At 38.7% G+C, this 25,863-nt stretch carries 25 protein-coding genes and 1 tRNA gene; 5 read left to right on the forward strand and 21 right to left on the reverse strand.

Annotated elements, in window-relative coordinates; translation table 11 throughout:
• Nucleotides 1-38 precede the first annotated feature (38 nt).
• The 16 genes from BUF13_RS13515 to BUF13_RS13590 form a co-directional block, all read right to left on the reverse strand.
• Entirely contained in the window at nucleotides 39-1,226 is a 1,188-nt protein-coding gene (locus BUF13_RS13515; protein WP_073572320.1) for an MFS transporter, read from the reverse strand.
• Nucleotides 1,227-1,283: 57 nt separating this feature from the next.
• Nucleotides 1,284-2,753 carry a bifunctional ADP-dependent NAD(P)H-hydrate dehydratase/NAD(P)H-hydrate epimerase gene (locus BUF13_RS13520; RefSeq protein WP_073572478.1) on the reverse strand — a complete coding sequence of 490 codons (1,470 nt, stop codon included), beginning with the start codon at nucleotides 2,751-2,753 and terminating at the stop codon, nucleotides 1,284-1,286.
• A 4-nt stretch (nucleotides 2,754-2,757) separates the two neighbouring features.
• On the reverse strand, nucleotides 2,758-4,071 hold the full coding sequence (locus BUF13_RS13525) for an MFS transporter (RefSeq protein WP_073572321.1): 1,314 nt from the start codon (nucleotides 4,069-4,071) through the stop codon (nucleotides 2,758-2,760).
• A gap of 71 nt (nucleotides 4,072-4,142) precedes the next feature.
• Nucleotides 4,143-4,604 carry an ExbD/TolR family protein gene (locus tag BUF13_RS13530; protein WP_073572322.1) on the reverse strand — a complete coding sequence of 154 codons (462 nt, stop codon included), beginning with the start codon at nucleotides 4,602-4,604 and terminating at the stop codon, nucleotides 4,143-4,145.
• Nucleotide 4,605: 1 nt separating this feature from the next.
• Nucleotides 4,606-5,238, reverse strand: a complete 633-nt coding sequence (locus BUF13_RS13535) for an ExbD/TolR family protein (RefSeq protein ID WP_073572323.1) — start codon at nucleotides 5,236-5,238, stop codon at nucleotides 4,606-4,608.
• A gap of 1 nt (nucleotide 5,239) precedes the next feature.
• Nucleotides 5,240-5,569: a hypothetical protein gene (locus tag BUF13_RS13540; protein ID WP_073572324.1), complete on the reverse strand. Its 330-nt coding sequence runs from the start codon at nucleotides 5,567-5,569 to the stop codon at nucleotides 5,240-5,242.
• A gap of 61 nt (nucleotides 5,570-5,630) precedes the next feature.
• Complete coding sequence (locus tag BUF13_RS13545) at nucleotides 5,631-6,440, reverse strand: MotA/TolQ/ExbB proton channel family protein (RefSeq protein ID WP_073572325.1); 810 nt, start codon at nucleotides 6,438-6,440, stop codon at nucleotides 5,631-5,633.
• Between the two features lie 624 nt (nucleotides 6,441-7,064).
• Nucleotides 7,065-7,640: a YceI family protein gene (locus BUF13_RS13550; RefSeq protein ID WP_073572326.1), complete on the reverse strand. Its 576-nt coding sequence runs from the start codon at nucleotides 7,638-7,640 to the stop codon at nucleotides 7,065-7,067.
• A 382-nt stretch (nucleotides 7,641-8,022) separates the two neighbouring features.
• Nucleotides 8,023-8,110: transfer RNA gene (locus BUF13_RS13555), tRNA-Ser, on the reverse strand.
• Nucleotides 8,111-8,205: 95 nt separating this feature from the next.
• The gene (locus BUF13_RS13560) at nucleotides 8,206-9,273 is read right to left on the reverse strand and encodes an asparaginase (RefSeq protein ID WP_073572327.1); all 1,068 of its coding nucleotides are present in this window, start codon (nucleotides 9,271-9,273) and stop codon (nucleotides 8,206-8,208) included.
• Nucleotides 9,270-10,046, reverse strand: a complete 777-nt coding sequence (locus tag BUF13_RS13565; protein ID WP_073572479.1) for a TatD family hydrolase — start codon at nucleotides 10,044-10,046, stop codon at nucleotides 9,270-9,272. The genes BUF13_RS13560 and BUF13_RS13565 overlap by 4 nt, the downstream gene beginning before the upstream one ends.
• Entirely contained in the window at nucleotides 10,043-11,146 is a 1,104-nt protein-coding gene (locus BUF13_RS13570; protein WP_073572328.1) for a glycosyltransferase, read from the reverse strand. The genes BUF13_RS13565 and BUF13_RS13570 overlap by 4 nt, the downstream gene beginning before the upstream one ends.
• Nucleotides 11,147-11,770: a polysaccharide deacetylase family protein gene (locus BUF13_RS13575; protein ID WP_073572329.1), complete on the reverse strand. Its 624-nt coding sequence runs from the start codon at nucleotides 11,768-11,770 to the stop codon at nucleotides 11,147-11,149.
• Nucleotides 11,771-12,982 carry a PP2C family protein-serine/threonine phosphatase gene (locus BUF13_RS13580; RefSeq protein WP_073572330.1) on the reverse strand — a complete coding sequence of 404 codons (1,212 nt, stop codon included), beginning with the start codon at nucleotides 12,980-12,982 and terminating at the stop codon, nucleotides 11,771-11,773.
• A 3-nt stretch (nucleotides 12,983-12,985) separates the two neighbouring features.
• The gene (locus tag BUF13_RS13585) at nucleotides 12,986-13,243 is read right to left on the reverse strand and encodes a hypothetical protein (protein ID WP_342039404.1); all 258 of its coding nucleotides are present in this window, start codon (nucleotides 13,241-13,243) and stop codon (nucleotides 12,986-12,988) included.
• Nucleotides 13,230-14,369, reverse strand: coding sequence for a glycosyltransferase (locus BUF13_RS13590; protein ID WP_083586457.1), 1,140 nt, complete (start codon nucleotides 14,367-14,369; stop codon nucleotides 13,230-13,232). The genes BUF13_RS13585 and BUF13_RS13590 overlap by 14 nt, the downstream gene beginning before the upstream one ends.
• Nucleotides 14,370-14,390: 21 nt before the next feature.
• Here BUF13_RS13590 and ruvC point away from each other — a divergent pair, with 21 nt between their 5' ends.
• Nucleotides 14,391-14,966: a crossover junction endodeoxyribonuclease RuvC gene (gene ruvC, locus BUF13_RS13595; RefSeq protein WP_073572333.1), complete on the forward strand. Its 576-nt coding sequence runs from the start codon at nucleotides 14,391-14,393 to the stop codon at nucleotides 14,964-14,966.
• An 826-nt stretch (nucleotides 14,967-15,792) separates the two neighbouring features.
• On the opposite strand, the gene BUF13_RS13605 is transcribed toward ruvC, so the two are convergent.
• Nucleotides 15,793-16,356 carry a porin family protein gene (locus BUF13_RS13605; RefSeq protein ID WP_073572335.1) on the reverse strand — a complete coding sequence of 188 codons (564 nt, stop codon included), beginning with the start codon at nucleotides 16,354-16,356 and terminating at the stop codon, nucleotides 15,793-15,795.
• A gap of 86 nt (nucleotides 16,357-16,442) precedes the next feature.
• Here BUF13_RS13605 and BUF13_RS13610 point away from each other — a divergent pair, with 86 nt between their 5' ends.
• The 4 genes from BUF13_RS13610 (at nucleotide 16,443) to katG (ending at nucleotide 22,034) form a co-directional block, all read left to right on the forward strand.
• On the forward strand, nucleotides 16,443-17,006 hold the full coding sequence (locus BUF13_RS13610; RefSeq protein ID WP_073572336.1) for a Crp/Fnr family transcriptional regulator: 564 nt from the start codon (nucleotides 16,443-16,445) through the stop codon (nucleotides 17,004-17,006).
• Between the two features lie 74 nt (nucleotides 17,007-17,080).
• Nucleotides 17,081-18,376, forward strand: coding sequence for a parallel beta-helix domain-containing protein (locus BUF13_RS13615; RefSeq protein WP_073572337.1), 1,296 nt, complete (start codon nucleotides 17,081-17,083; stop codon nucleotides 18,374-18,376).
• An 11-nt stretch (nucleotides 18,377-18,387) separates the two neighbouring features.
• Nucleotides 18,388-19,482: an SO2930 family diheme c-type cytochrome gene (locus tag BUF13_RS13620; RefSeq protein ID WP_073572338.1), complete on the forward strand. Its 1,095-nt coding sequence runs from the start codon at nucleotides 18,388-18,390 to the stop codon at nucleotides 19,480-19,482.
• 278 nt (nucleotides 19,483-19,760) lie between these two features.
• A complete protein-coding gene (katG, locus tag BUF13_RS13625) occupies nucleotides 19,761-22,034 on the forward strand; it encodes a catalase/peroxidase HPI (protein WP_073572339.1) in 2,274 nt (757 codons plus the stop codon).
• A gap of 70 nt (nucleotides 22,035-22,104) precedes the next feature.
• Here the strand turns inward: katG and BUF13_RS13630 are convergent, their stop codons facing one another.
• The 4 genes from BUF13_RS13630 to BUF13_RS13645 form a co-directional block, all read right to left on the reverse strand.
• Nucleotides 22,105-22,683, reverse strand: coding sequence for a porin family protein (locus BUF13_RS13630; protein ID WP_073572340.1), 579 nt, complete (start codon nucleotides 22,681-22,683; stop codon nucleotides 22,105-22,107).
• A 65-nt stretch (nucleotides 22,684-22,748) separates the two neighbouring features.
• Nucleotides 22,749-23,825, reverse strand: coding sequence for an alanine racemase (locus BUF13_RS13635; protein ID WP_073572341.1), 1,077 nt, complete (start codon nucleotides 23,823-23,825; stop codon nucleotides 22,749-22,751).
• A 1-nt stretch (nucleotide 23,826) separates the two neighbouring features.
• Nucleotides 23,827-24,267, reverse strand: coding sequence for a GNAT family N-acetyltransferase (locus tag BUF13_RS13640; RefSeq protein WP_073572342.1), 441 nt, complete (start codon nucleotides 24,265-24,267; stop codon nucleotides 23,827-23,829).
• Nucleotides 24,264-25,700 (reverse strand): sodium:solute symporter family protein, encoded by a 1,437-nt coding sequence (locus tag BUF13_RS13645; protein WP_073572343.1) that lies wholly within the window; start codon nucleotides 25,698-25,700, stop codon nucleotides 24,264-24,266. The genes BUF13_RS13640 and BUF13_RS13645 overlap by 4 nt, the downstream gene beginning before the upstream one ends.
• Nucleotides 25,701-25,863: the final 163 nt, after the last annotated feature.

Here is a 25,863-nt window from a genome sequence, read left to right on the forward strand (position 1 = left end):
GTAATGCTGTCCTGAGTTATAAAGAAAAATCAGAATGGTTAACTGACCACTTTTACTCTTCTGGCCAAAGGAATACATAGCAGACTAAAGAAGATTGCCAAATAGCCTACCAGATTAAAATTTGTCAATTGACCAGTGGCACTTTCACCTATAATCAAGCCCGCAATTAAGGAAGCTAATCCTGCCGCCAACTGCTGAATTGCAGAGTTAAAACTCAAGAAACTCCCACGGTTTTCTGGCCTTGCTGTCCCTGTGATTATTGCTGCAGCGGGTACATATCTCCCATTAGATGTCACAAAAAACATCGTTGTAATGATTAAAACCAATGGCACTGGTGTAATCCCCAAATGGGTAATTATTCCAATCGGAATGACATTGAGTGCCATGAAAATCGTAAAGACCTTCAATTTTCCATATTTATCTGATAACCTACCCACCCATGGAGAAGTAAAAATGGTAAAAGCTCCTCCGGCTATATAGATATAGGTCAATTGCATTTCGGTGAACCCGACATTGGCAACATTATAAGGGCTCAAGAATGGAATAATCATAAACTGACCAAACATCATCATAACAGAAAGAGCAATAGCCCTCATTTGATTTGAATTGCCAGTTACTCTTTTGACCACTTCAACAGGTCTAGGCTTTTCTATTTCTTTATTCAAATGGTCTGTAATATTCGGAATGAACTTGATAATCATCCCTAAGCTCACTACGGACAATCCTGTCAAGATATAAAACGGAGTATGCCAATCAGACAAACTAGCTAAAAACAATCCCAAAGGAACTCCAAGAACAGAGGCTAAAGAAAAGGCTGCCATTACCAATCCCATGGCTCTCCCTCTTCTGGAATCAGGAATTACATCGCCAATAATAGCCAAAATCAGAGCAGATGTAAGGCCTCCAAAGAAGCCGGAGATTACCCTTGCAAATAGAAGAATATGGTAATTTGGAGAAAGTGCACAACCTAGTGTGGCAATAGAAAACCCTATATAAACCCACAATAGAATCCTCTTACGATCGAATCGATCCAAAAAGAATGCTCCAAAAAAACTTGAGGCACCCGCACTAAAAGTATAGGATGATACTAATAGGCCAAACTCCCTTGGAGAAATCTCAAAGACTCTCATTAATTGTGGCCCTAGTGGCATCAAAATCATAAAATCCACAATGTGGATAAAATTGATTGCTGCTAAAGTCCAGAGTAGTAGTTTCTCCTTATTCATAAAAATACTTTAACGCAAAACCCTAAGTAAAACTTAATAGTTTCGTTGGTAAGAATTTTAAACGTTTAATTTCAGATAGGTTTCCGGAATCGCTTCGATAATATCAGAGGCGATTGCCCCCCTCCTTTTCTTTGCCCCTGCAATCTCACCTGCCAATCCATGATGATATACCCCACAAAGCGCTGCAGATTCGGAAGAATATCCCATTCCTAAGTAGGCTGTTATCATGCCTGTCAAAGTATCACCAGATCCAGCGGTTGCCATAAAGGGAGATCCGGAGCTATTGACAACCTGTTTCCCATCAGGAAGAGAAATAACTGTATTTGCTCCTTTGAGCACAAGAATGTGCTGATGTTTGGTAGCAAACTCTTTAGCCTTTTGAACACGTTCGATATGGCTATCAAACTCTCCTATCAGTCTGCCAAATTCACCCACATGAGGAGTTAAAATACTCCCCTTAGGTAATTTTTCTATCATTTCTGGATATTTAGCCAAAAGGTTGATCCCATCAGCATCTATCACCATGGGCTTTTGAAAGTCCTTCAGAAGTTGTTCCATCAAATTTTTTCGATGGTCTAAGCCCCATCCAGGCCCAATACCAATGGCATCATAATATCCAGCATTTGGGATAAGGCCCCAATTACACATTACTTCTGGTACTGCCATTTGTAGAATATGGTGTTCACTTTCCTCCACGTGACAGGTCACTAAACCAGCCCCAGTCCTCAATGCACTTTTAGATGCAAGAACCATAGCCCCCATTTTTCCTAAACTACCACCTACCAACAATATTTTTCCAAAATCTCCTTTGTGTGAGAACCTTGTAAATTTTTTATGCAAAACAGGGAGGTCATTTTCTTGAAGAAAATACATCTCTCCTTCAAATTCTTTATATAATGCAGGATCAATTTGAATATCTCCGACAACTAAGTCACCAACAACATTGGCATTTTCAGGAATCAATAAAGCTTCTTTTGGGAATGCCAAAGTAAAAGTCAAATCTGAAATTACTACCAGTCCTCCACCGATTCCTTCGGAATGTAATCCACTTGGAATATCAATTGAGATTTTATATCCAGAAAGCTCATTGATTTTTGAGACCACTATTTGTGCTTCTTCTCTTAGTTCTCCATTGAATCCAACCCCAAGAAAAGCATCAATGATAACTGGAAAACCAATTTGAACTTCGAAATCTTTAAGAAAAACTTCTTTGACTTTTGTTGGAAGCATTTCAAGATTTTTCGCAGAATCAGCACTTAATTTGGCATTTTCAGGAAAACATTTGACAACAGTTACTTGAAAGTTCTTTTGTGAAATCAACCTTGCAATTACTAATCCATCTCCTCCATTATTACCTGCACCTACAAAGATCAAAACGTCACGGTCCTTGGAAAAATCTTGTTCATATAACCATTTTTCAAAGGCCAAACCGGCTCGTTCCATTAATTCATAGGACTGAATTCCTTCCTTATCACAGGCGAGTTTATCAAGCCTTTTAACATCGGAGCCTTTTAATATTTTGATCATCCTTTTAATTGGATTGAGGTGAAAGTTGATTCTTCGGAATACTGACAAGCATTAGAAAGCCTAATCCTACCAAAAAGAAAATTCCTAAAGTCAATGCTGAATTTCGCATACTACCAGTAAGCTGCTCAATAACACCATAAGAGAACGTACCAATTACGATAGCAAGCTTTTCAGTCACATCGTAAAATGAGAAAAAAGAGGCATGCTCGGTAGTGGATTTTGGGATTAATTTGGAAAAGGTTGATCTAGAAAGTGATTGAATTCCTCCCATTACCAAGCCTACTACGAAAGCTAAAGCATAAAACTCATAGACCGTATAAACATAATATGCAGCACCACAGATTCCTGTCCAAATAAGAACCATAATGACCAAACTGAGTTTGTTTCCATATTTTTTGGAAAGGAATGCGAAAAAGTAACTTCCAATTATCCCTACAAATTGGATAATCAATATGGTCATGATTAATTGATCGCCAGGCAATCCTAATTCTTTATCTCCAAAAGATGCTGCTAAATACATTACTGTTTGAACTCCCATTGAATAAAAGAAAAAGGAAGCTAGAAAACGATTCATAACTTTAATTCCCCGGACTTCTTTAAATACTTTTCTAATTTCTTGATACCCATGAAAAATTAGCTCCCTCTTTATCTTTTTATTGTAGGGATTCTTAGGCAATACTCTAAACGGTATCTGAGAAAATCCAGCCCACCAAACTCCAGTAATCAAAAAAGAAAGACGTGCTGCAACGCCTCCATCAGGAATACCAAATAGATCTGGCATTTGAATCATCAATAAATTGACAACCAACAAAATTACAGATCCGATATATCCTAAGGCAAAACCTTTGGCGCTTAATAAATCATATTCTTTCTCTTCAGAAATCTCAGGCAAATAAGCATTATAAAAGACGATACTACCAGCGTATCCAATACTTGCAGTAACACTACAAAGAATACCAAATTCAACATTATTTTCATCAAAAAAGAATAAGCCGACGCAGGCAATTGAGCCTAAATAGGCAAAGAATTTCATGAATTCAAGCTTTTTCCCACTAGTATCCGCCATACCAGAAAGAAGGGGTGAAATCAAAGCAATAACCAAAAATGAAAAGGAAATAGAATAAGAATACAATACAGTATTAACTATTTCAAACCCGAAAAAAGAAACCAAATCACTTCCATCAATTCCTTTGGTAACTGAATTATAATAAACTGGAAAGATAGTAGATGTGATCACCAAGCTATAGACAGAATTAGCCCAGTCATACATGGCCCAAGCATTTTGGACCTTCTTCTTATTTTTAAGATTTAACAGCATGCAGGTGTAAACAATAAAAAAGCTGTCTCGATTAGGAGACAGCTTTAAATATAAAGAATTAAATCAATTGATTACTTCTGGAGTTTTCCTGTTGATGCATATAATACACGACGTGCATCAGCTTCTCTTAATTCAGTTTGAACATCGGAAATAGGTCCCATCTTAACATCTCTATCTACTTTCATAGAGATAGTGATCATTCCTCGATCTGCTTCTGGAAGCAAATCTCTTTCCTGGTTTACCCACTGAACTACATCTTCAGCTCCAATAAGAACATCATTAGCCTGAACTTTTGGCTCAGAACCGTACAATGATGTATTCTTAGGCTTACCAATGTAGATGTAAGAAATCAATGTTTTCTTTTGCAATTTCTGAAGCTGAGTAGCTTGAGGAATTTTCTGCTCAACCAAGATATCTTGCTCTCTCAACACGGTAGTTACCATGAAGAAGAATAGAAGCATAAAGATAATATCTGGCAATGCTGAAGTCGGAATACTTTCCTCAGTTTTTGTCTTTTTGCTAAACTTTGCCATATCAACTACCTATTTTATCTGGTTCTGCAATTGAAATCGCCATAGGGATTCCTTCTTTTCCTCTATCAATTAATGCCTCTTCTGCGTCATCTTTACCAGTTAGAGTTCTATACTCATCAGTAGTAAGATTTACACGTTCAGCATAAATATCAAAGTACGCTTTCTTAGCTAAATCAAAGATCTCCAAATATTTCTCATAGCTAGTTCCACGGTTAGTTTTAATAGAAACTACAGCTTCACCAGGAGAATCAGAAGATTCAGGATCTCTTTTAACCTGAGCTTTCAAAGATGCAGGCAAAGTATTATACAATGCACTTGCCTCTTCATCAGGTAAACCGAAATTCAAAACGAAAGCTTTGATTTCCGCATCCAAACCGTCCGCATTATCTCTAAACTCATCTTCGATAAGAAGTTGATCATTTGCGTTGATCAAAATGTTAAAGATGTTACGCTCGTTTTTATCAATTTCCGGCGGCGGGTTGTTCGGATCCAACTTCGGAGGGAGTACGTTTAAGATACCCTTGTCCGAAGCGATCGTAGTTGTGACAAGAAAGAAGATTAGAAGCAGGAAGGCGATGTCTGCCATCGAACCTGCATTAACCTCCTGACTTGGTCTGCTTTTTTTCTTGCCCATATTACTTAATAGCTTTGCTTAGTTCAGTAAATACGATACCAACTACAGCTATAACTGCCAGTACATAAGTAGTAATCAACATGCCACCTACAAACTGGGAACCTGCTGGTGTTAGATTAAATGGATCAGCCTCGAACTTCGGAAGTACCTCATTGCTAGAAATGCTGTAAGCAATGAAGAACAATACCGCGATGCCGACAATACCGACTACAGTTTTTAATAGAGATTTAGGATTATCAAGAGACTTGATAAGTGGCATAACCACTGCGAAGATCGCACCCAAAATCACTAGACCATAGCCAACGTATAAGAATATATCATAAGTATCCATAGTATATGTCTTCTTTTGGGGTTAACTAATTAATTTGAAATTCAACAAAAAGGCCGGTAAATTATTTACCAGTCAATTTGTGCTTCACAAGGATATCTACCAAAGTGATAGAAGCATCCTCCATATCGTTAACCAAAGAATCAATCTTAGCTACACAATAGTTGTAGAACAACTGTAGGATAATCGCAACGATCAAACCAGCTACAGTAGTCAAAAGGGCGATTTTAATACCACCTGCTACCAAGGAAGGAGAGATATCACCAGCTGCTTCGATTGAGTCAAATGCACCAATCATACCGATTACAGTACCCATGAAACCCAACATTGGAGCAAGAGAGATAAACAAAGAGATCCATACTAGACCTTTTTCCAATCTACCCATTTCTACAGAACCGTAAGCGATGATAGATTTTTCTACCATTTCGATCCCTTCAGAATATCTCATTAGACCTTGAGTAAAGATAGAAGCAACAGGACCTTTAGTGCTTTTGGTAATGTCCTTAGCAGCTTCAACACCGCCAGAAGCAAGTGCATCTTCAACTTTAGCCAATAATTTCTTTGTGTTTGTAGTGGAAAGATTCAAAGTAACGATTCTTTCCAAAGCTACTGCTAGACCCAAGATCAAACAGATCAATACTGGTGTCATAAACACTGGATCACCTTCGATAAATTTCTCTTTAACGATTTGGTGAAAGCTTTGCTCCTCAGCGACGATCTCGTCGTCAACTACCATAGGAGATGCTGCAGCAGGTTCTGCTACAGGGGTGGTTTCTTCTTGTGCTGCAGAATCCGATTCTGCTTCTTGTGCGTTAGCGAAAACAGGCGCGAATAAGATACCTGCAAGCATGAACAAAGCGATTAACTTTCTCATAATGTGATTTTTAAATAGACTTTTGATAAAGGTTAAATGGTTTCTACACTAAAATCGAGTTTTAAAGTTATCATTTTTTAAATTCAAAAAACAATGACCTCTTTCAGATTTTTCCGAAAAATTCCGCTTTTAAAGCATGATTAAGCCAATTTTTACATGAGCGGGGAATTTTCTTTTTTCTCTGAAATAAGCCAGATTACTCAAAACTCAGCGAAAGGTTCGCAATTTTAATCAAAAGAAAAAACAATTTTTAAAAAGATTTGAAACCTAAATGAGAATTCAATCGAATCTTTGGTTTATCTCCATTTTTCAGTCTAAATCCCAATAATAATTATGTTTCCTACTATTTCTTACGTTTATTCTTATTTGATTTTTTTAATAAAAGCCTTGAGTTCTCTGTCATATTTTCAATAAAACGACCAAAGAATTGAAAATCAATAAGATTCCAACTCTTTTCACATTAAAAATTTAACTAATTAAAATACACGCAACAGTTATTTTTTCTTAAAAAACACTGATCATCAATTTTTTATAATAAATCCGACAAACTATTATCCAAAAAAAGACCCTGAGAAATTCAAAAATTCTCAGGGCCGATTTATTTTGAAATCAAATATGGAAGTCTTATTGCAAAACTTCAGCATTGATATTGATTTTCACTTCGTCGCTTAACATGGGCTCAGGGAAGCCATCTCCAATTCCAAAATCAGATCTCTTAAGTGTACCTGTCATTTTAAAACCTGCAGATGTTTTTTTGGTCTGAGGATTTAATACACTTCCCCTGTAGATCATATCAAGAACAACTTCTTTAGTAATTCCCTTTGCAGTGACATTCCCAGTTAGTTTATAGGTATTCTCTTCTACTTTTTTGATTCCCGTACTTTTAAAAGTCATTGTCGGAAATTTTTCAACTTCAAAGAAATCAGCACTTTTCAAGTGATCATCTCTCATGCTGACTCTAGTATCGATAGACGCTGTTTGAATTGTGGCCTCCACTACCGCATCACTGAAATCCTCCTTGTTGCTGGTCACAGTAGCTGTAAAATCATTGAAGGTTCCGGTTACATCTGAGATGCCCATATGAACAATGCTAAAACCGAACTCAGAATGGGGCACATCTGAAGTCCAGATTCCTTTGGTAGTGAATGCAGTAAATGCAAATAGAGCAAATGCCACTGCGATTAATCCTGTCTTTTTCATTTGACTTTTGGTTTGAAATTTATGCTAGGTTTTGTTTTTGAAGAATTTATAATTTATCTGTCACGACTTTTAATGTCTATACATTAATTAGACTACATGTATGACGAATAGAATGAAGAATAAGTTCATTTTTGATTAATTTTTTTCGGTCCAAGGAAAAAACCGCTTAAATGAAGTTTAGAATAGACTTAAAAAACTACGTCAATAAAATTTAGAATAGATGAAGGAACTCTCGGAATTACAAGTCGCACTATTTAACCTCTCGCCAATTTCCTCTTTGGCCAATTAAATTCAAATTGACTTCACAGAGGGTTCTCCCAGGCCTTATTTAAAATTGAGGACTTAATACAAAAAAAGCCAAGCTGTTTAGCTTGGCTTGTTGCAGAGAGGAAGGGATTCGAACCCTCGATACCCTTTAGGGGTATACACGCTTTCCAGGCGTGCTCCTTCAACCACTCGGACACCTCTCTGTGTTGAAATTTTGATGCGCTTTGCGAATCGGAGTGCAAAGAAAAAAATTATTATTTCCCTTTCCAAATTTCCTTCGAAAATAGAGCAGAAAATATCAGGTCGTCATCTCACCCGCAATAGGAATAGTCAATTTTCGACGGATTTCCTCTGTGTCTTTTTCCTGCCCCAGAAGGAACATCAATTTGGTAACCGCTGCTTCTGTCGTCATATCAGCCCCACTGACAACCCCAACTGCCAATAATTCTTTAGATGTCTCATACCGTCCCTGAATGACACGTCCACCATTACATTGGGATACATTAAGAATAATCAGACCTTTTTTGATTGCCCTTTCCAAAGACTTCATAAACCAGGCTTCACTTGGACTGTTCCCTGACCCGTAAGTCTCCAAGACAACACCCTTTAATCCTTCAATCGCAAAGCAGGCGTCCATGACCTTTTCAGTGATTCCCGGAAAAAGTTTTAAAACCATCACCCTATTATCTAAGTCATTCAAATTGACTAATTTTCTATGAGACTCATAGGGACGAATCGCAGCAGTATTATAGTCAATAACGATTCCTGATTCTGCAAGATTTGGATAGTTTTCGGATTCAAAAGCATCAAAGTGGACACTCTGAACCTTTTTCGCCCTATTTCCTCTAAGCAACATATGATTAAAAAAAATACAAACCTCAGGGACAATCGGATAGTCGTCGATTTGAGCTGTAGCGATTTCCAAACTGGTCATCAAGTTTTCACGAGCATCCGACCTCATTGCAGAAATAGGCAATTGAGCTCCGGTGAAAATAACAGGTTTATTTAAGCCATGAAGCATGTAGCTTAACATGGATGCAGAATAGGCCATCGTATCAGTACCGTGCAAAACCACAAAGCCGTCATAGCTATCATAGTTTTCGGTAATGATATAGGCCATATCCTTCCAATGATGCATGGAAACATTGGATGAATCGATTGGCTCAGGAAATGATATCACCGTGATCGCAATATCCATATTGGACAGGATCGGGATTTTCTCTAGAATCTGACCAAAATTAAAGGGTACCAGGGAACCACTTTCATCGTAGGCCATCCCCAATGTACCTCCTGTATAAATGATCAAAACAGAAGATGTCTTACTTGATTTGATCCGAGTATTGAGTCGAACTATTTTATAATTCATAGCTGATAATCCTTAAATAAACTCAACGCATTTTCTTTGGTTTTCATTGCAACCAATTCCTTACTCATGGAAAGCAGATCCCCCACTCGCTCAGCAATATAAGGAAGGTAGGCAGGAGTATTTCTTTTTCCCCTAAATGGAACAGGTGCCAAATAAGGAGCATCTGTTTCCAGCACTAAGTTTTCTATACCAATATGAGGTAAAACCTTGTCCAAACCACCATTTTTATAGGTGCTTACCCCACCGACTCCCAAAAGGAATCCCATTTCGATGATTTGATTTGCTTGAACCAGATTCCCAGTAAAGCAATGAAAAATCCCTTTGAGTTTTCCATCATGCTCTTCTCGGATGATCTCAATTGTCTCATCCATTGAATCTCTACAATGAATAACAATCGGAAGTTCCTTTTCTTTAGCCCAAGAGATCTGTTCTCTCAAGGCCAACTTTTGTTGTTCAAAAAATGTCTTATCCCAGTATAAATCAAGACCAATCTCACCTACTGCAGCAAATGGTCTTTTATCCAACCAGCCTTTCATAATTTCCAGCTGGGATTCAAAATCCTCCTTGACATCACAAGGATGAAGCCCCATCATGGATATACATAGGTCTGGATATTTCTCTTCACATTCGAGCATTCTCGGGATAGTTTCTACATCCACATTGGGCATGTATAGCTTTTCTACACCAGCTGCTCGTATCTCTTCGATCACTGCATCTCTATCTGAATCAAACTTGCTGGAATAGATATGCGCGTGGGTTTCAATTAGGCTCATGGGTATATTCTGGATTTCCATTCGATTGGAGAGGGCCAAAAGTAATAAAGAATTGTCAGGGCGGTGGTAGGGAAAAAGTAAAAATCGAAGGAAAGAAGACTAAAATAGGACAATTTAAGCCCAGCTCTACTGGCTATAGACTTATGAAAGCCTGCCTGAAGGAAAATTTTGGCCAGAATGAAAGGAACCATAAGCCAACCCAGTTGAAAAATCAGAAAGAAAGTAGCTGGAAAATAAAAGAACTGAAAAGCCAAGATTACTTTCCAATACCAGGGTAAAGTAAGCACACCAAACATCCATCGCTTCCTTTGAGCCAATAGTTTTTTCAGGCTTTTTTCAGCTTTTGTCAAAACGAGAGTTTCAGGTTTGATTTCGGAATGCACCCTATAGCCAGCTTTTGCTATGGCTTTACTCAATTCAAGATCTTCTGTTAGGTTGAATTTCAGATTTTCAAAACCTCCACAATCCTCGTAGATCCTTTTTTTTACGGCCATGTTGTTACCCATCCCAGAAGTAGAAACTCCCAAGTCAGAAGCAACTTTCATAAAACCCTGAGTATTCCACCAATCCAAATCTTGAAAAAAACGGAGAAAGCCTTTCCAATAAACATGTGTCACCCCTACAACCATCCCTACATTGGGTCCAAATCCTGACACCATTCCTTTGACCCAATTCTCGGAAACAGCGCAATCAGCATCTGTAAACAGATATATCTCTCCATTTGCAATCTCTGAAAGTTGAGCCAGCGCTTCTGCCTTGGGATTAACAGGGTGTGAATCAGATAGTTTTTTGGTAGTGATAAAACGGGCATTGGTTTGGCTTTTGCACCAATGCTTTAAAATTTCAGGCGTCTCGTCCTCACTTTGATCATTTGCAAAAAGAAACTGAATCTTATCCTTAGGATAATCTAGCTTTTCAAAGGACTCTAATAATTTAGGGAGATTCTCTTCCTCGTTTCTGGCAGCAACCAAAATCGACACTTTTGGCCAATCATGAATTTTAGGCGCAGGAAATTCAAGCCAATTCCATTTGAATCGCCATAGAATCAAAAAGAATTGAATCAGGATTACCGATAGAAATAAAAGTGCTAATTGTACCATTTAAAGACAGGCTGTTTCCCAACCTTGATCTTTTACAAAATCCAAAAAATCTGGCAAAAATGCTGGTAAAATATGTTCTGTTTTCTCCTGGTCATGAAACAAAATAATCGAACTGGCAGCACTATTTTTTTGACAAATGTTGAGAACCTTGTCTGGTGAAACTTTGGAATCATAGTCTGTAGATAAAACATCCCACATAGCGATTTGGTAAGATTTGGATACAATCCTAGCCTGAGAATACTTCATCCAGCCATAAGGAGGGCGAAATAAGGTCGACTTTACACCAAGCTTTTCTTGAAAAATCAAATCACAAAGCTCCACATTGTTCAGATATTCTTCTGTCGGAGTTTTTAATCCCAGCAAATGATTATAAGTGTGATTTCCTATCTTATTCCCAGCATTCAACACCTCTTTGGCTAGACTTTCATGCTTTCTCACATTGTCTCCAACCATGAAAAAAGTGGCTTCCATATTCCTTTTCCCTAATTCATTGATCACAAAATCAGTGGCTCCTGGAACAGGCCCATCATCAAAAGTCAGGTAAATTTTAGATTCATTTCCATTCCACACCCGATTTGGAAAAAGCCTTTTGACCCAAGTTGGAGTTTTATGGAAAAGTGCCATTTAAAAGAATCGTAAGCTAAACAAGGTCAAATCATCCCGAAGGGGAACTTCACCCGAGAAATCTTTGAGCTCTTTCAAAAACTCCTGATGAAATTCAGTTGGATGCATGCAAATATGACCTGAAACGAAATCCGAAAGGCGCTCTTCTCCATATTCATTTTCCATCACATCCATAGTTTCTGTCAATCCATCCGTATATAAATGAAGGCTAAAGCTGCTTGGGATTTCCCTTTCTCCGATTTCCAAAAAAGGCAATTCCTCAAAAGCACCCAAAATGGTTGTGCCTGCTTCCAAAAGCTCCACAGACATCTCATTTTCCCGACAAAGTACAGGAGGGTTATGTCCCGCATTCACGTATTCCAGCTTTCTGGTTTTGAAATTGAATTTCCCCAAAAAGAAAGTAATGAATCGCTCCCCTTTAGTGTTTTCAAAAAGCGTGTAGTTCAACTGATGGACGATAGTCTCCAGATTTGCATCACTTCTCAAAAGCGTTCGTAAAGCGGCTTGGAAATTTGACATTAGCAGGGCCGCAGAAATTCCTTTTCCAGATACGTCAGCAACACAGAAATAAACCACATCTTCAGATTGCCTGATGAAATCATAATAATCCCCACCGACCTTACTATGTGGAAAATAGGTTACAGTTGCCTTGATTTCATCTGTGTCAGGCAAGTTATTGGGCAAAAGCATTTGCTGAACTTGAGATGCAATCGCCACTTCCCTATTCAAAACCTCTTGCTGCAGCTGCCTTCTTGCGAAACGCTTATTCTCCAATGCCACAACCAAGATATTACTCAAAGCCTGAGTGAAATCTAAGTCCAACTCTTCGGTTTCCTCTTTTCTTTTTAAAAACAAAATTGCGAGCAAACGATCCTTGTGATAAACCGACAGGTATGTCTCCAGTTCTTCAAAAGAAAATTCAGAGTCCAGCTCCAAAAGTAACTGTCCGGATTTCTTTTCGTCCTTGATCTGATTGTTGGGAATCAAATCAGGAACCCTCCCCTTGACTCCATGAGAAATCTTCTTCACAAAACCTTCATCCTGCAACACATACAAAATCAAAGATTTGATATTCAGGTGAACAAGGCAGGTAAATTTAAAAATATTGCAAAGCACTCCTTCAGACTGATTTTCATTGATCGCCTGAGTGATTTCCAATAAAGCTTTCAGCTCTAATTCTTTGCGTTGATATTTATCGTTTTCCGAAATCAAAATTTAAAGGGCATTATGGGCCATCAATCCTTTTTTAGTTGCCAAAAACAGCAACTCTTTTCCATCTTTTAATATGTCTACCTGATCAAATCTTTCTTCATCTGGAGCAGATAGACATTTGATAAACGCTTTTTGATAAAGTGAATCCAGTATCTCCAAAATCTTAGAATCCTCCCAGCCTAGGATTTCCTGCAGATAACTGAATGGCTGAACAAAATACAACTCATCCAGCAAATCAAACTCGTCTTCATTCATCTCCATAAGAATCCACTATTATCTCTCTTTTGATATTTCTTCCTTTCCATTGGATTTTTGAATTAAAACTCTCAAAGCCAACACGAATCACATAAAAGGGATGGATTAGGCTAGTGTATACAAATGACCTCCACCCCACATGTATTTCAAAACTACTGAGTACTTTTCCCAAAGCCAGTTTTTCTGCTAAAATTTTTAGGATCCCGACTCCTAAAAAAACCAAAAACCCCTCGGGTCCGAATAGCAACAAGAGATAACTTCCTACCCAGATAAATTGAAAGAAAAATGGAAGTAATGATGCAATCGCATGAAATCCTATTCCATGAAGCCCCCATTTAGATGCCCATCTGGCCCTTTGTTGAATCAATTCATTCCAAGATTTTTCAGCCTTTGTAAAAATCAAGACTTCTTTCCCATGAAGCATATTGAATGACTCCGTACCGTATTCCAGAATCACTTTTTTCAATAAAAACTCATCATCTCCTGAAAGATATTGGAGGTTTCCCTGATAGCCTCCTACGTTTTCAAATACAGATTTTCTGAAAGCCAAATTTGCGCCACTGCACATCAATGGTTTCTTTGAAAGGTTTGAAACCTGATTTACCAGAGAAATGCTTGCCCAATCCAATCGCTGAAAGTCAGTCAATGAGGTTTCTTTACCTGCAACTTGGACGGGGCCTGACACCATCTGAATTGTTTCATCACGGAACGGTCTGGTCATTTCCTCAATCCAGTTTTCCGGAAATCTACAATCGGCATCTGAAGTGAGAATTAGCTCTCCTTTCGCATTTGTAATTCCGAAAGCCAATGCGTCTTTCTTCCCTGATCCAGTTGATTGGATTACTCTAATGTTTGGAAGCTCTTTAGTCAGGCTTTTCACCAAGTCAAAGGAATCATCCTGACTTTGATCATCAACTAGCAGAATTTCAACTTCTGACTCCATGAATTTGGACAGTTCAGTGATTAAATCTCGCAGTTGATCAGACTCATTCCGAAATGGAATTATCAATGTAATTGGTAAATCATTCTTTGGATTTCCCTGAGCTTTCCGAATTGACATCCGCCAGCATAATCTCATTCCTAAGAGAATCAGAAAATAGAATCCAGACCAAATCAGGTAAAAACTTAGCATCTTTTGGGCTAACTTGCAAAGGTGAGTAAAGCAACTAAAAAAGAGGCAAAGGAAAAAATCATCTTGGGAATTGACCCAGGAACAAATATTATGGGCTACGGCCTCATTCTAACTGAAGGGAAAAAATATAAGCTGATTCAATACGGGGTAATTCATCTCAAGAAATATGAAACTCATGAATTGAAACTGAAAAAAATATTTGAGCGGATCACCGGAATCATTGATGAATTTTTGCCTGACATGGTGGCCCTTGAGGCCCCATTTTATGGAGCAAATGTCCAATCCATGCTCAAGCTTGGAAGGGCTCAGGGAGTAGCTATGGCAGCTGCTTTGGCGAGAGATATTCCAATCACAGAATATTCTCCTAAAAAAGTAAAACAATCCGTAACCGGAAATGGAAACGCATCAAAGGAACAGGTAGCAGCGATGCTTCAGACACTTTTCAACTTAACAGAAATCCCGAAACTATTGGATTCAACGGATGCCTTGGCAGTTGCTCTTTGTCATCATTTTCATGAGGGTAGAGTACAAACGAGAGGTCGAAGTGCTGGATGGAAGTCTTTTATCGAAGAAAATCCCGATCGAATCAAAAAATAAAGCTTTTCACCTTTTCAAGTTGAGTTTTAATGTTCTTTTAACATTCGAATAGGATTTACCAAATTATTTATATTTGGCACTTTTGAAAGACCAAAAGTACCCAAAAGTCTTTTGCTTGAATTGGCTTGAAAATGCCTGCGGACATTTTCTGCCGGATTAGGTCAAACGCTAAAAATCGCCGGATTTCCGAACAAGTTCGGAACTAGCCGATTTTCTTAACGCTTGTTGACCTCAATCTGTCAACAGCCAATTCAAAGCAGCTTCCGAATCATTCAAGTAATCTTTCAAAATTTCAGATCTTTTGAATTTTGTAAATAACTCAAATCTAGCGGTGCGGTGGGAGGTCGCAGCCGCGAGGTGTGGGTAGGCTATTTGCGGGGGAAGCTTAGCCGCGACTAGGCCTTTTCGTACTTTTGGGCCATGCCAAAAGTACATTCAATAATTTGAAGCCCAAGTTGATTGAATTAACTATTGGTGTTTAAAAAATTTGAAGTTTAAGGGCAAGTGAAGATTTCAATTCCCTAGATTAATTTGATTATCCCAAAATTGGATAGTAATGGTCCTGAATCCCGATATTTTTCGGATTGGTCCTTTTTCACCTAAAGGAAAAAGGACGAAGATATTAAATAGAAGAACAAGGTGGATTTTATTTAAATTTAAAAAGGGTTGATTAGGAAATTAAAACCGAATCAACCCTTTTTCATAATAAATTATTCTGTTGTCATTGGAAGCCTAATTGAATACAAAGGCTGCAAAAAAGCCTGCATTTCGACTCCGCTCAATGTAACAAATTGCAAAAATGACTTTTAAAAAGTAATACCCCAGATCAATACCTTCTATAAATATCATAACCTACAGAGAGCTTTAAAACTCTATTTTTCACATTAGCATCGTAATAATTCAAGTTTGACATCCCCAAATCATAGCTCAACTGAAAGTTCAATCCCATCGGAAATGAAGCCCCAATACCTACCACACCTCCAATATCATATCCTTTGATGATATCCGTGGAAGTTTGATTATTACCTGGCTCTTCTCTATTTCTTGAAAGAAGCATACTTGCTTGGGGGCCTGCAAAAACATTGAGTCCCGGCAGAAAACTCAAGCGAACCAATACAGGCACATCCACATAATTGAAACTTTCTGTAATCACATCCCCAGATGGAATCTGATTGGTTTCAAAGCCTTTTTGAGCAAACTGAACTCCAGGTTCTACAGATAAAAACTCGGTTCCCAAAGTATAATACACGCCCCCGTGAAAACCTAAATGGGCTTTGTAATTCGTGTCTGAAAAATTAGCAGAAGACAAACCCGCCCTGATACCGAATTGCGCTTGAGCTGTACTTGCTATCAATCCAAATGCGAAGAATAGGAACAAAATCTTTTTCATGTGTTCTTTATTTTTTAATTTCCAATAAAACTAGTCGATGCGTTCGATAAAATTGTCCGCATCCTATTTTTTTAATCCCTCTGTTTATGAAACAATCTTTAGGCCTATTTGAAAATATCACAGGGGTCAGTGATGCCGCAAAACAAAAATTCATATCATTCCTTGAAGAAGTAAAAGCTGAGAAAGGACACAAATTAGAGCAAGAAGGCCAAGTCAGCCATAACCTTTATTACATAGCAGAGGGATCAGCAAGGAGCTATTATGTGAGAGACAATCGGGACATTACTGTTTCATTCTCTTTAGCTGGTGAATTTGTCACTGCGATGCACTCTTTCATCACCCGAAGTCCCAGTTACGAAACAATAGAAACACTAGAAAAATCAATTGTTTACCGGATTTCATACGAAGACCTTCAACAATGCTTTCTAGATTATCCAGACATGGAGCGCACTTACAGAATAATTTTGGAGAAATATTACATCGCTTTAGAAGAGCAATTGATTTTTTCAAAATTTAAATCTGCAAAGGATCGATATCTGGAACTAATGGAAAACAAACCTAAAATCATCCAAAAAGCTTCTGTAGGTCAGATCGCCTCTTTCCTTGACATGACTATTGAAACACTCAGCAGAATAAGGGCTAAAATTTGAGTTTTTGACTTTTATCAAGGGTTTGTACTGAGATATAAGGTAATTTTGATAGGAAATTCCGTCAAAACCAATCTATGAAAAACCCAAGTAAACTACTACTCACCTACTTAGCTGCATTTTTTCTTTTTGCATGTGGAGAGACCAGCAATGAACAACTTTTTGACTCATCCTTATTACCAAAAAGATCAATAGAGGAAACCGAAAAAGTAATCGAAGACTTCATAATGGCAGAAGATGAAGCTGTTATCCAAATTCCAGAAGGTTTTTATGAAATCAACACTCAGCTAATTCTTGACAATAAATCGAATGTTACCATCAAAGGCGCAGGCCTAAAGAATACTGTTCTTTCTTTTCGAAATCTAAAAACAGGTGGAGAAGGTGTAAAAATAGTTGGAACCAATATCACAATCGAAGACTTAACCATCGAGGATGCTCCGGGAGACGGAATCAAAGCACAACATACGGATGGGATTACTTTTCGTAGAATCAATGTCACATGGACTCATGGTGACAAATCCAAAAATGGAACCTACGCCATCTATCCAGTTCAATGTAAAAATGTTCTGATCGAAGAAAGTATAGCCTCCCACTCAAGAGATGCTGGAATTTATGTTGGCCAATCAGAGAACATAGTGGTCAAAAATTCCCTAGCCTTCGGCAATGTGGCAGGAATAGAAATAGAAAACTGTGACAATGCGGAGGTATTTGGAAATATCGCGAGAAATAATGCTGGTGGAATTTTGGTTTTCAACCTACCTGGACTACCAAAATCTGATGGAAAAGGCACCAAGATTTACAATAATCAAATAATCGATAACAATCACGAGAATTTCGCTACTCCTTTAGGCGAGGATCCCAATGGCAACACTGTAACCATGATTCCTCCAGGTTCAGGAGTTATTTTATTGGCAGCTAAAGAAGTAGAAATCTATGGTAATGAAATTCTCAGAAATAAAACTACCGGAATTGCTGTAGCCAGTTATCAAATCACCGGATTCCCTTCCGAGGCTCCAAATTGGTCTCCCTACACTTCCGATGTTTACATTCACGATAATCAATACGACCGAAGCAAAGGCTTTCCTGATCTGACGCGAGAGATGGGTCAATTAATTAGCATTTATAATGCACATGGAAAAGCCAAAACCCAAGACATCGTTTATGATGGAATTTGGGATGAATCCATTTCTGAATCCATCGAATCCAATCCTATGAATCTGTGTATTTCGGAGCCGAAAATCTCTGAATTATATTTTACCAGGTTTTACCTGATGGATGGAGATGACAATATTGAATCATTTGATGACCCCATTCCATTTAGCAATTGTCAGGTGAGTGTGAAGACTGATAAATCCTTTATTTCAGGATTATAATTATTAAGTAGATGTTGATTCAAAAAAAACCACTGGCTTATGTTTCCAGCCTAGTTGCAGTTTTGGTGATTCTCTTTTCTTGTAAGAAGGAGGAAGTAAAAGAACTGGCTCAAACCCAAGAAATCGAAACTGAGGAAGCAGACGGGCTTTATCCATACAAATGGCTTTCAACCTATGCCTTTTTCGAAGGAGACATATCGAATTTAAATCCGGCAAGAGATTTAATTTTTTACAAACCCTCTTCTTCCCTTTTTACTGATTACGCTCATAAAACTCGCTTTATTCAATTTCCAGAAGGTGGAAAAACTGAATTGGTAAATGGCGAATTTGACTTCCCCGAAGGAACGATCTTAATCAAGAACTTCTACTACCCATTGGATTTCCAAAAACCAGATGGCGAAAGAAGGATAATTGAAACTCGACTTTTGATTTTGGAAGAAAGTGGATGGGAAGCCTATCCTTATATCTGGAATGAGGAACAGACAAATGCTCAATTGAAAGTAATTGGAGGGCAAAAGGAGGTGCATTTTAAAGACCTTGAGGGGAAAGATCAGGTAGTTGACTATTTGATTCCCAATCGAAATCAATGCAAAACCTGTCACAATAAAAATGAAGAAATGGCTCCCATCGGAGTTCAAGTAAAGCATCTGAATAATGACTTAGATTTCCAAAGTCAGCATGGAAATCAACTAGAATTCTGGAGTCAAGCAGGAAAACTGGAAGGATTTGAGGGAAAAGAGCATTACCCTTCTTTAATAAATTATGAAAATGAGTCCCTTCCATTGGATGAAAGAGCTATGGCTTATTTAGATATCAATTGCTCACATTGTCATAGAGCTGAAGGTCCTGCCAGTACTTCAGGTTTGTTCTTGACTTATAATGAAAAAGAACCTATGAAGCTTGGCATCAATAAAACTCCGGTAGCTGCAGGTATAGGAGCGGGAAGTCACAAATTTGATGTGGTACCGGGTAAACCGGAAGAATCCATCGTTATTCATCGAATGAACTCCACTGATGTAGGCGTAGCCATGCCGGAATTAGGAAGAACCACCATACACAAAGAAGGAGTTGCATTGATCCGCGAATGGATCAAATCTCTGGAATAAATCAATTGCATATTTCTCCAGATTAGCATGAAATAAGAGTCTTCAACTAAACTCCATTTCATGCTTTTTTTGTATCCCTATTAGAGAGATTCTATCGTATTTCACTTTTTTAATTTCAAACGCTTGAATTTAAAGCTTTTTGAAGATTTCACCAGAAAGTCGTTTTCATATAATAGTTTTTATCTATAGATAAATAAAAACAATCAATCGGATTTATATCAATCCTGACTCAACCTCCATCTATACTTGCAGCAGCAAAAAACAAAAACACTCGATAGATGAAAAAAATATCCACCTTTTTAGGATTGATTCTAGTAATTGCTATCACTTTTTCCTGCCAACAAGGCGGTTCTGGTGAAGTAAGCACAGATGGACAATCAGGTGCAACCAAGAAAAGTGCATCCAATCAAAAAGCTACCAGCAACAGCGATTGGTGGCCAAACCAATTGAATCTGACAATTCTTCGTCAGAACTCATCTCTTTCAAACCCAATGGAAGAGAATTTTGATTACATCAAAGCTTTCAACGAATTGGATTACAATGCACTGAAAGGTGATATCCGTGAAGTTTTGACTAATTCTCAAGACTGGTGGCCAGCAGACTTCGGCCATTATGGAGGTTTATTCATTCGTATGGCTTGGCATAGTGCGGGTACCTATAGAACTGGTGACGGTAGAGGTGGATCCAGAGCTGGACAGCAAAGATTTGCACCATTGAACAGCTGGCCAGACAATGCCAACCTAGACAAGGCTAGAAGACTTCTTTGGCCTATCAAGCAAAAGTATGGTAACCAGATTTCTTGGGCTGATTTGATGGTATTGACCGGAAATGTGGCTTTGGAAGACATGGGCTTCAAAACTTTTGGTTTTGCGGGAGGTAGAGTAGACGTATGGGAGCCAGAAATTGATGTCTATTGGGGACCAGAAAAGGAATGGTTGGCTGATGAGCGCTATTCTGAAGGCAGAAAATTAGAAAACCCTCTTGCAGCTGTGCAAATGGGCTTGATCTACGTCAATCCAGAAGGACCTAACGGAGTTCCTGATCCACTTTTGGCAGCTGATGATATTCGCGACACATTCGGAAGAATGGGGATGAATAGTGAAGAGACAGTTGCTTTGATTGCTGGTGGACACACTTTAGGAAAAGCACATGGTGCTGGCCCTGCTTCTCACGTAGGCCCAGACCCTGAATCTGCTCCTATTGAAGAGCAAGGTTTCGGATGGAAAAGTGATTACAAATCTGGAAAAGGAGCCGATGCTATCACTTCTGGACTTGAAGTAACTTGGACTCCTACTCCATCTCAATGGAGCCATTTGTTCTTTGTCAGTCTTTTCGAAAATGAATGGGAATTGACAAAAAGCCCTGCTGGAGCCCATCAGTGGGTAGCTAAAGATTCTGACATGACGGTTCCTGATGCATATGATCCTAACAAAAGACATGCCCCGGCTATGTTTACTACCGACCTTGCATTGAGATTTGATCCAGAATTCGAGAAAATCTCTAGAAGTTTCTACGAAAACCCTGAGTTATTCAACGACGCATTTGCAAGAGCTTGGTTTAAATTGACTCATAGAGATATGGGACCAAAAACAACTTATTTGGGACCTGAAGCTCCTTCTGAAGATTTGATCTGGCAAGATCCTATCCCAGCGGTAAATCATCCCTTGATTGGAAAAGCAGATATCGCAAATTTGAAATCTCAAATCTTGAACTCAGGATTGGGTATCAATGAATTGGTTTCTACTGCTTGGGCATCAGCATCTACTTACAGAGGCTCTGACAGAAGAGGTGGTGCAAATGGTTCTAGAATCAGACTGACTCCTCAGAAAGACTGGGAAGTAAATAACCCTACTCAATTGGCCAAGGTGATAAGTACCTTGGAAAAAATTCAAAATGACTTTAACTCCAAATCAGGAGCTAAGAAAGTTTCTTTGGCCGACTTGATCGTGCTAGGAGGAGCTGCAGCTGTTGAGAAAGCGGCATCCAATGCAGGATACTCAGTAAACGTACCATTTGTTCCAGGAAGAATGGATGCTACTCAGGAACAAACTGACGTAGAATCTTTCGCAGTATTGGAACCGATGGCTGATGGATTCAGAAACTATCTGAAAACTCAATACACTCTTTCTACTGAAGAATTGTTGGTTGACAAAGCGCAATTATTGACTTTGACCGCTCCTGAAATGACTGTTTTGGTAGGTGGAATGAGATCTTTGAATGCAAACTTTGACGGTTCGAATAAAGGAATCTTCACTGACAAAAAAGACCAATTGACAAATGACTTCTTCGTCAACTTATTGGACATGAGCACAGAGTGGAAAGCTGCAGACAATACTAAAGAGCTTTTCGAAGGAAGAGATAGAGCTTCTGGAGAAGTAAAATACATGGCAACCAGAGCTGATTTGATTTTCGGATCCAATTCTGAATTGAGAGCGTTGGCAGAAGTTTATGCAAGCAATGATTCCAAAGAGAAATTCGTGAAAGACTTTGTAGCCGCTTGGGACAAGGTTATGAAATTGGACAGATTCGATTTGGTCTATCCACAGAAATAAGGTTTTCTTAATTCACACAAAAAGGGCGATCCAATGGACGCCCTTTTTATTTTTCTCTCTTTCCAAACGCTTAAAAGGTATAACCTAGAGAAAGTTTAAATCCTCGATTGTATATATCAGCGTCGGAGTCTTTGAAAACAGTAGTCATACCATAGTCATAAGATCCCTGAATATTCAGCCCATGTGGCAAATTATACCCCAGACCTACAACGATTCCCACATCCGTATTTCTGACATTTTCGGTTTCAAATGAGAAAGTAGAATCTCCCAAATCACCTTCAAATTTGGAATTAGCCAAGAAAGATAACTGAGGTCCTGCAAAAACATTGAACCCATCGCCAGCTTTCAATCTAAACAACAAGGGCACATCCACATAATTCAAAATAGCTCTTGAATTAATCGCATTGTCAGCTTGAGTACCTTTCACTGAATAGTAAACACCTGGCTCCACAGCAACAGCTCCTCCCCCATTAAAACTTGCATAGAGACCCGCATGAAAACCTGCTCGGTTGATATAATCATTCTCTCGGGCATCTTCTCCACCGAAATTGAAGAAGCTCCCCCCTCCACGGATACCTAAACTTGATTGCGCATTGACTGCAAATGTCACCAAAAGCAGCATAGATAAAGACAAAACAATTCTTTTCATCTGTAAATAATATTGGTTCGCCCTCTAATGGCCAAAACCAATGCCAGTGACAGAAATCGCAGTTTTTAGGAAGAAATGACTGTTTTGTCGATGTAATTAGAGTTTAATAGGGAAAGAGCCCCCATATATTTGAGGTCAAAAGTCAACACATCCCCCACTTTATATTCATTTGGGTTTTTCCCCAAATTCATAATCAACATATCAGAACTGGCTCCCAAGACCTCAATGGTTTCATCAGTTGGCGCCAAATATTTAGGATCCACATCCAACAATCCTACATCTACAATAGCACGATAGGATGTCTGTCCATAAAGGCTTTCATCTATTTCAGCAACCTCACCTTGTGGATTTGCAGCCAAATTTCCGACAGGAAGCAAAGGCTTTTCTTGCATCTCGATGATCTCAGTATGAAGCTCAAAAACATCCCCATGCATTCCTTCAATCACTTTTTCCTCGAAAAGATCTACTCCAAAAAACAAAGTCTCTCCTACTCTAAAATGGTTAATCCCTTTGGGTAATTGATGTGTCAACATCAAAGGAATGGTCACAGACGTCCCAGCAGAAACCCAAGGAATCTTTTTATTGAACTTCAGTTCGATAATCTGCTTATACAAAGAAAGTTGAATCAATTTGTCAGTGGATGGCATAACACCGTTCAAACAATTCAAGTTAGTCCCCAATCCGATGATTTCAATATTGGGAAGCTTGAAAACATCAGAATAAAAATCAAGTAAATGCTCACCCATGACTCCCTCACGGAGGTCTCCGGTTTCGACCATGATGATGATTTTATGCTTTTTATTCTGCAAAACTGCCTCTTCGCTAATCCAATGAATAGTCTCCAATTCACTATTCAAACTCACGTCAGCAAACTCAATCATTTTGCCCACATTCTTCTTTGAAACTGGTTTGATATAAACAGTTTGAACCTCCTGATTTAATTTTTTCACCATAGCCAAATTACTGATTCGGCTATCATGAATCTCATCTACTCCCAGGTTGATCAATTCCTGAAGAAAAAGTCTATTACCACAAAGTAATTTCGATACCACTCCCCAAGCGACACTAGAATCATTGAAGGTCTTCTTGAGGAATTCAAAATTATCCTTGAGTTTGGTTTTATTTAATGTCAGGTGTGCCATTTTATTTGGTCAATCTCATTTCGAGATATTTGTTGGTAAAGCCCAATCGTTCATATAATTTTTTAGCAGGATTATCTGGTTCGACATGAAGTGCTACTGCTCCATTCGCCATTTTGATGGCCAAATTCATGATTTTTCCTCCAATGCCTTTTCCTCTTTGGGAAGCATCTACAGCGATGTAGACTAGAATATTCTCAGGAATATACCCAGACATACCGGTTTTGTTCATGACTAATGCGCCTACAATTTTTCCATTTTCTCGAGCCAACACCACAAAGCCACCTGCTTGAAGACCTTGGTCCAAAGCATAGTCTAGGCACTTCATGATATCATCTTTTGGATCTCCATATTTCCCTAAATGCTCAAAAAGGAAATCGGCGATCTCATTCTTTTGAAGAAATGTGGCATTATCTATTGCTGAAAGTGATTCTAATTTTATCATATTCTTTTATTACTAGGGGTGAGGGTTTTATCTATTTGATATACGATTATATAGGTTAATAAGGAAGCTGTCAATCCAAAAAGGTTTGCATCAAGTCCAAATGGAAGATTCACCTTTAAAAAGGTCAAAGAAGCCGTGAGAGTTCCCCCAACTATCATGGAGCAAACAGCGGCTCTGGAATTATTTTTCCCAAAAAACAAGCCGGCTACCACCGGAACCAGCAATCCTGAAACCATGAAAGCATAGGAATATAGCATCAAACTGAGTACTTCCGTCATTTGCCAGGCTATCAGAATTGCGACAATCCCAATTAGCAATGTTAGGACTTGGGAGATTCTAATTTCTTGATCATGAGGTTTCCCTTTGAAGAACTTACCAAGAAGATCTGTTGTCAAATTTCCAGAAGCTGCCATCAAACAAGAATCGGCTGTTGACAAAACCGCTGAGAAATAAGCTGACATCATCAGGCCCAAAATCCCCGCTGGCAATATCTGACTCAACAAAACAGGAAGTCCCATTTCAGGGTCCATGCTTGCGGTAAAACCTTCCAGAGCACCTTGTTCGACTGCTACTCGAGATAAAAGCCCCAATGTAACTCCCATCAATGCCATTATTGGCCACTCGAACAGGCCCGCAATAAACCAGGCCCTTTTAGCAGTCTTTACGTCCCTTGCGGCAAATATTCGCTGATACAAGGTCATGCCTACAAACCAAATTGGGATGATAGTAATCCCCCAGTTAAACAAATCTTGCCAGCTAAGGTTTGAAAAAGAGAAGAATTCCTCAGGCAGTGTAGACTTCACGCCTTCCCATCCACCTACATAATTATAGGACATTGGGATTCCGATAAACATCAAGCCCAACATCAGAATAATCCATTGGATGGTATCGGTATAGATCACAGCTTTCAATCCACCCATCACCGTATACACTACAGCGATGGCTCCCATGATCAGTAAAGCAGTTTGTAAATCTAAGGCTTCGAATGTTCCAGAAGCTAATTTGGCTCCTGCTAAAAGCTGGGAGGAGGTAAATCCCAAATATCCCAAAAAACAGATGATGGCAGCTACGCGGGCAGTAGTGGAATTGTAGAGGTAGCCTACGATTTGGGGGAAAGTGAAAAAGTTTGCAAAAGCTGGGTCCGATTTGACTCTAGGGATTAAGATGACTGCTGCAATCCAAGCTCCCAATAATCCAGTGAATAACATCCAGGAACCTGAAAGCCCCATCGCAAATCCTAGTCCACCCAGCCCGATGGAGAATCCACCACCTACATCTGTAGCTACCACTGATAGCCCGATGTGAATGCTACCTATACTCCGGCCTCCAACATAATAGTCCTCGTGTCCTGTATTCTTTTTCATGAAAAAATAACCCACACCGAGCATGGCCAGCATGTAAATCAGGAAGATCAGAAGATCTATAAAATGCATTATGTTTTTGGATTTGTATCAAATTATTTTAAAATATAATTTTTCAAAGGTAAGCAAATAGGCTCAATTTTGAAATTTTATTGGGTTTTTATCTGAAATTCATTCTTTCAGTGCAATTTTGATATAGAATAGTACAAAAACAAAAAAGCCGGATCTCTCCGGC

The organism is Algoriphagus zhangzhouensis (assembly GCF_900148515.1).
GTDB lineage: Bacteria > Bacteroidota > Bacteroidia > Cytophagales > Cyclobacteriaceae > Algoriphagus > Algoriphagus zhangzhouensis.

Excerpts from the sequence above, each read along its gene's own strand:
- BUF13_RS13610 (WP_073572336.1), top strand. The coding sequence starts at position 16,443 with ATGAAACAATCTTTAGGCCTATTTGAAAATATCACAGGGGTCAGTGAT.
- katG (WP_073572339.1), top strand. The coding sequence starts at position 19,761 with ATGAAAAAAATATCCACCTTTTTAGGATTGATTCTAGTAATTGCTATC.
- BUF13_RS13545 (WP_073572325.1), bottom strand. The coding sequence starts at position 6,440 with ATGAGAAAGTTAATCGCTTTGTTCATGCTTGCAGGTATCTTATTCGCG.
- BUF13_RS13565 (WP_073572479.1), bottom strand. The coding sequence starts at position 10,046 with ATGAGCCTAATTGAAACCCACGCGCATATCTATTCCAGCAAGTTTGAT.
- BUF13_RS13515 (WP_073572320.1), bottom strand. The coding sequence starts at position 1,226 with ATGAATAAGGAGAAACTACTACTCTGGACTTTAGCAGCAATCAATTTT.
- BUF13_RS13585 (WP_342039404.1), bottom strand. The coding sequence starts at position 13,243 with ATGGAGATGAATGAAGACGAGTTTGATTTGCTGGATGAGTTGTATTTT.
- BUF13_RS13640 (WP_073572342.1), bottom strand. The coding sequence starts at position 24,267 with ATGATAAAATTAGAATCACTTTCAGCAATAGATAATGCCACATTTCTT.
- BUF13_RS13525 (WP_073572321.1), bottom strand. The coding sequence starts at position 4,071 with ATGCTGTTAAATCTTAAAAATAAGAAGAAGGTCCAAAATGCTTGGGCC.
- BUF13_RS13570 (WP_073572328.1), bottom strand. The coding sequence starts at position 11,146 with ATGGTACAATTAGCACTTTTATTTCTATCGGTAATCCTGATTCAATTC.
- BUF13_RS13590 (WP_083586457.1), bottom strand. The coding sequence starts at position 14,369 with ATGCTAAGTTTTTACCTGATTTGGTCTGGATTCTATTTTCTGATTCTC.
- BUF13_RS13530 (WP_073572322.1), bottom strand. The coding sequence starts at position 4,604 with ATGGCAAAGTTTAGCAAAAAGACAAAAACTGAGGAAAGTATTCCGACT.
- BUF13_RS13550 (WP_073572326.1), bottom strand. The coding sequence starts at position 7,640 with ATGAAAAAGACAGGATTAATCGCAGTGGCATTTGCTCTATTTGCATTT.
- BUF13_RS13605 (WP_073572335.1), bottom strand. The coding sequence starts at position 16,356 with ATGAAAAAGATTTTGTTCCTATTCTTCGCATTTGGATTGATAGCAAGT.
- BUF13_RS13635 (WP_073572341.1), bottom strand. The coding sequence starts at position 23,825 with ATGGCACACCTGACATTAAATAAAACCAAACTCAAGGATAATTTTGAA.
- BUF13_RS13540 (WP_073572324.1), bottom strand. The coding sequence starts at position 5,569 with ATGGATACTTATGATATATTCTTATACGTTGGCTATGGTCTAGTGATT.
- BUF13_RS13630 (WP_073572340.1), bottom strand. The coding sequence starts at position 22,683 with ATGAAAAGAATTGTTTTGTCTTTATCTATGCTGCTTTTGGTGACATTT.
- BUF13_RS13615 (WP_073572337.1), top strand. The coding sequence starts at position 17,081 with ATGAAAAACCCAAGTAAACTACTACTCACCTACTTAGCTGCATTTTTT.
- BUF13_RS13520 (WP_073572478.1), bottom strand. The coding sequence starts at position 2,753 with ATGATCAAAATATTAAAAGGCTCCGATGTTAAAAGGCTTGATAAACTC.
- BUF13_RS13575 (WP_073572329.1), bottom strand. The coding sequence starts at position 11,770 with ATGGCACTTTTCCATAAAACTCCAACTTGGGTCAAAAGGCTTTTTCCA.
- BUF13_RS13535 (WP_073572323.1), bottom strand. The coding sequence starts at position 5,238 with ATGGGCAAGAAAAAAAGCAGACCAAGTCAGGAGGTTAATGCAGGTTCG.
- BUF13_RS13645 (WP_073572343.1), bottom strand. The coding sequence starts at position 25,700 with ATGCATTTTATAGATCTTCTGATCTTCCTGATTTACATGCTGGCCATG.
- BUF13_RS13620 (WP_073572338.1), top strand. The coding sequence starts at position 18,388 with ATGTTGATTCAAAAAAAACCACTGGCTTATGTTTCCAGCCTAGTTGCA.
- BUF13_RS13560 (WP_073572327.1), bottom strand. The coding sequence starts at position 9,273 with ATGAATTATAAAATAGTTCGACTCAATACTCGGATCAAATCAAGTAAG.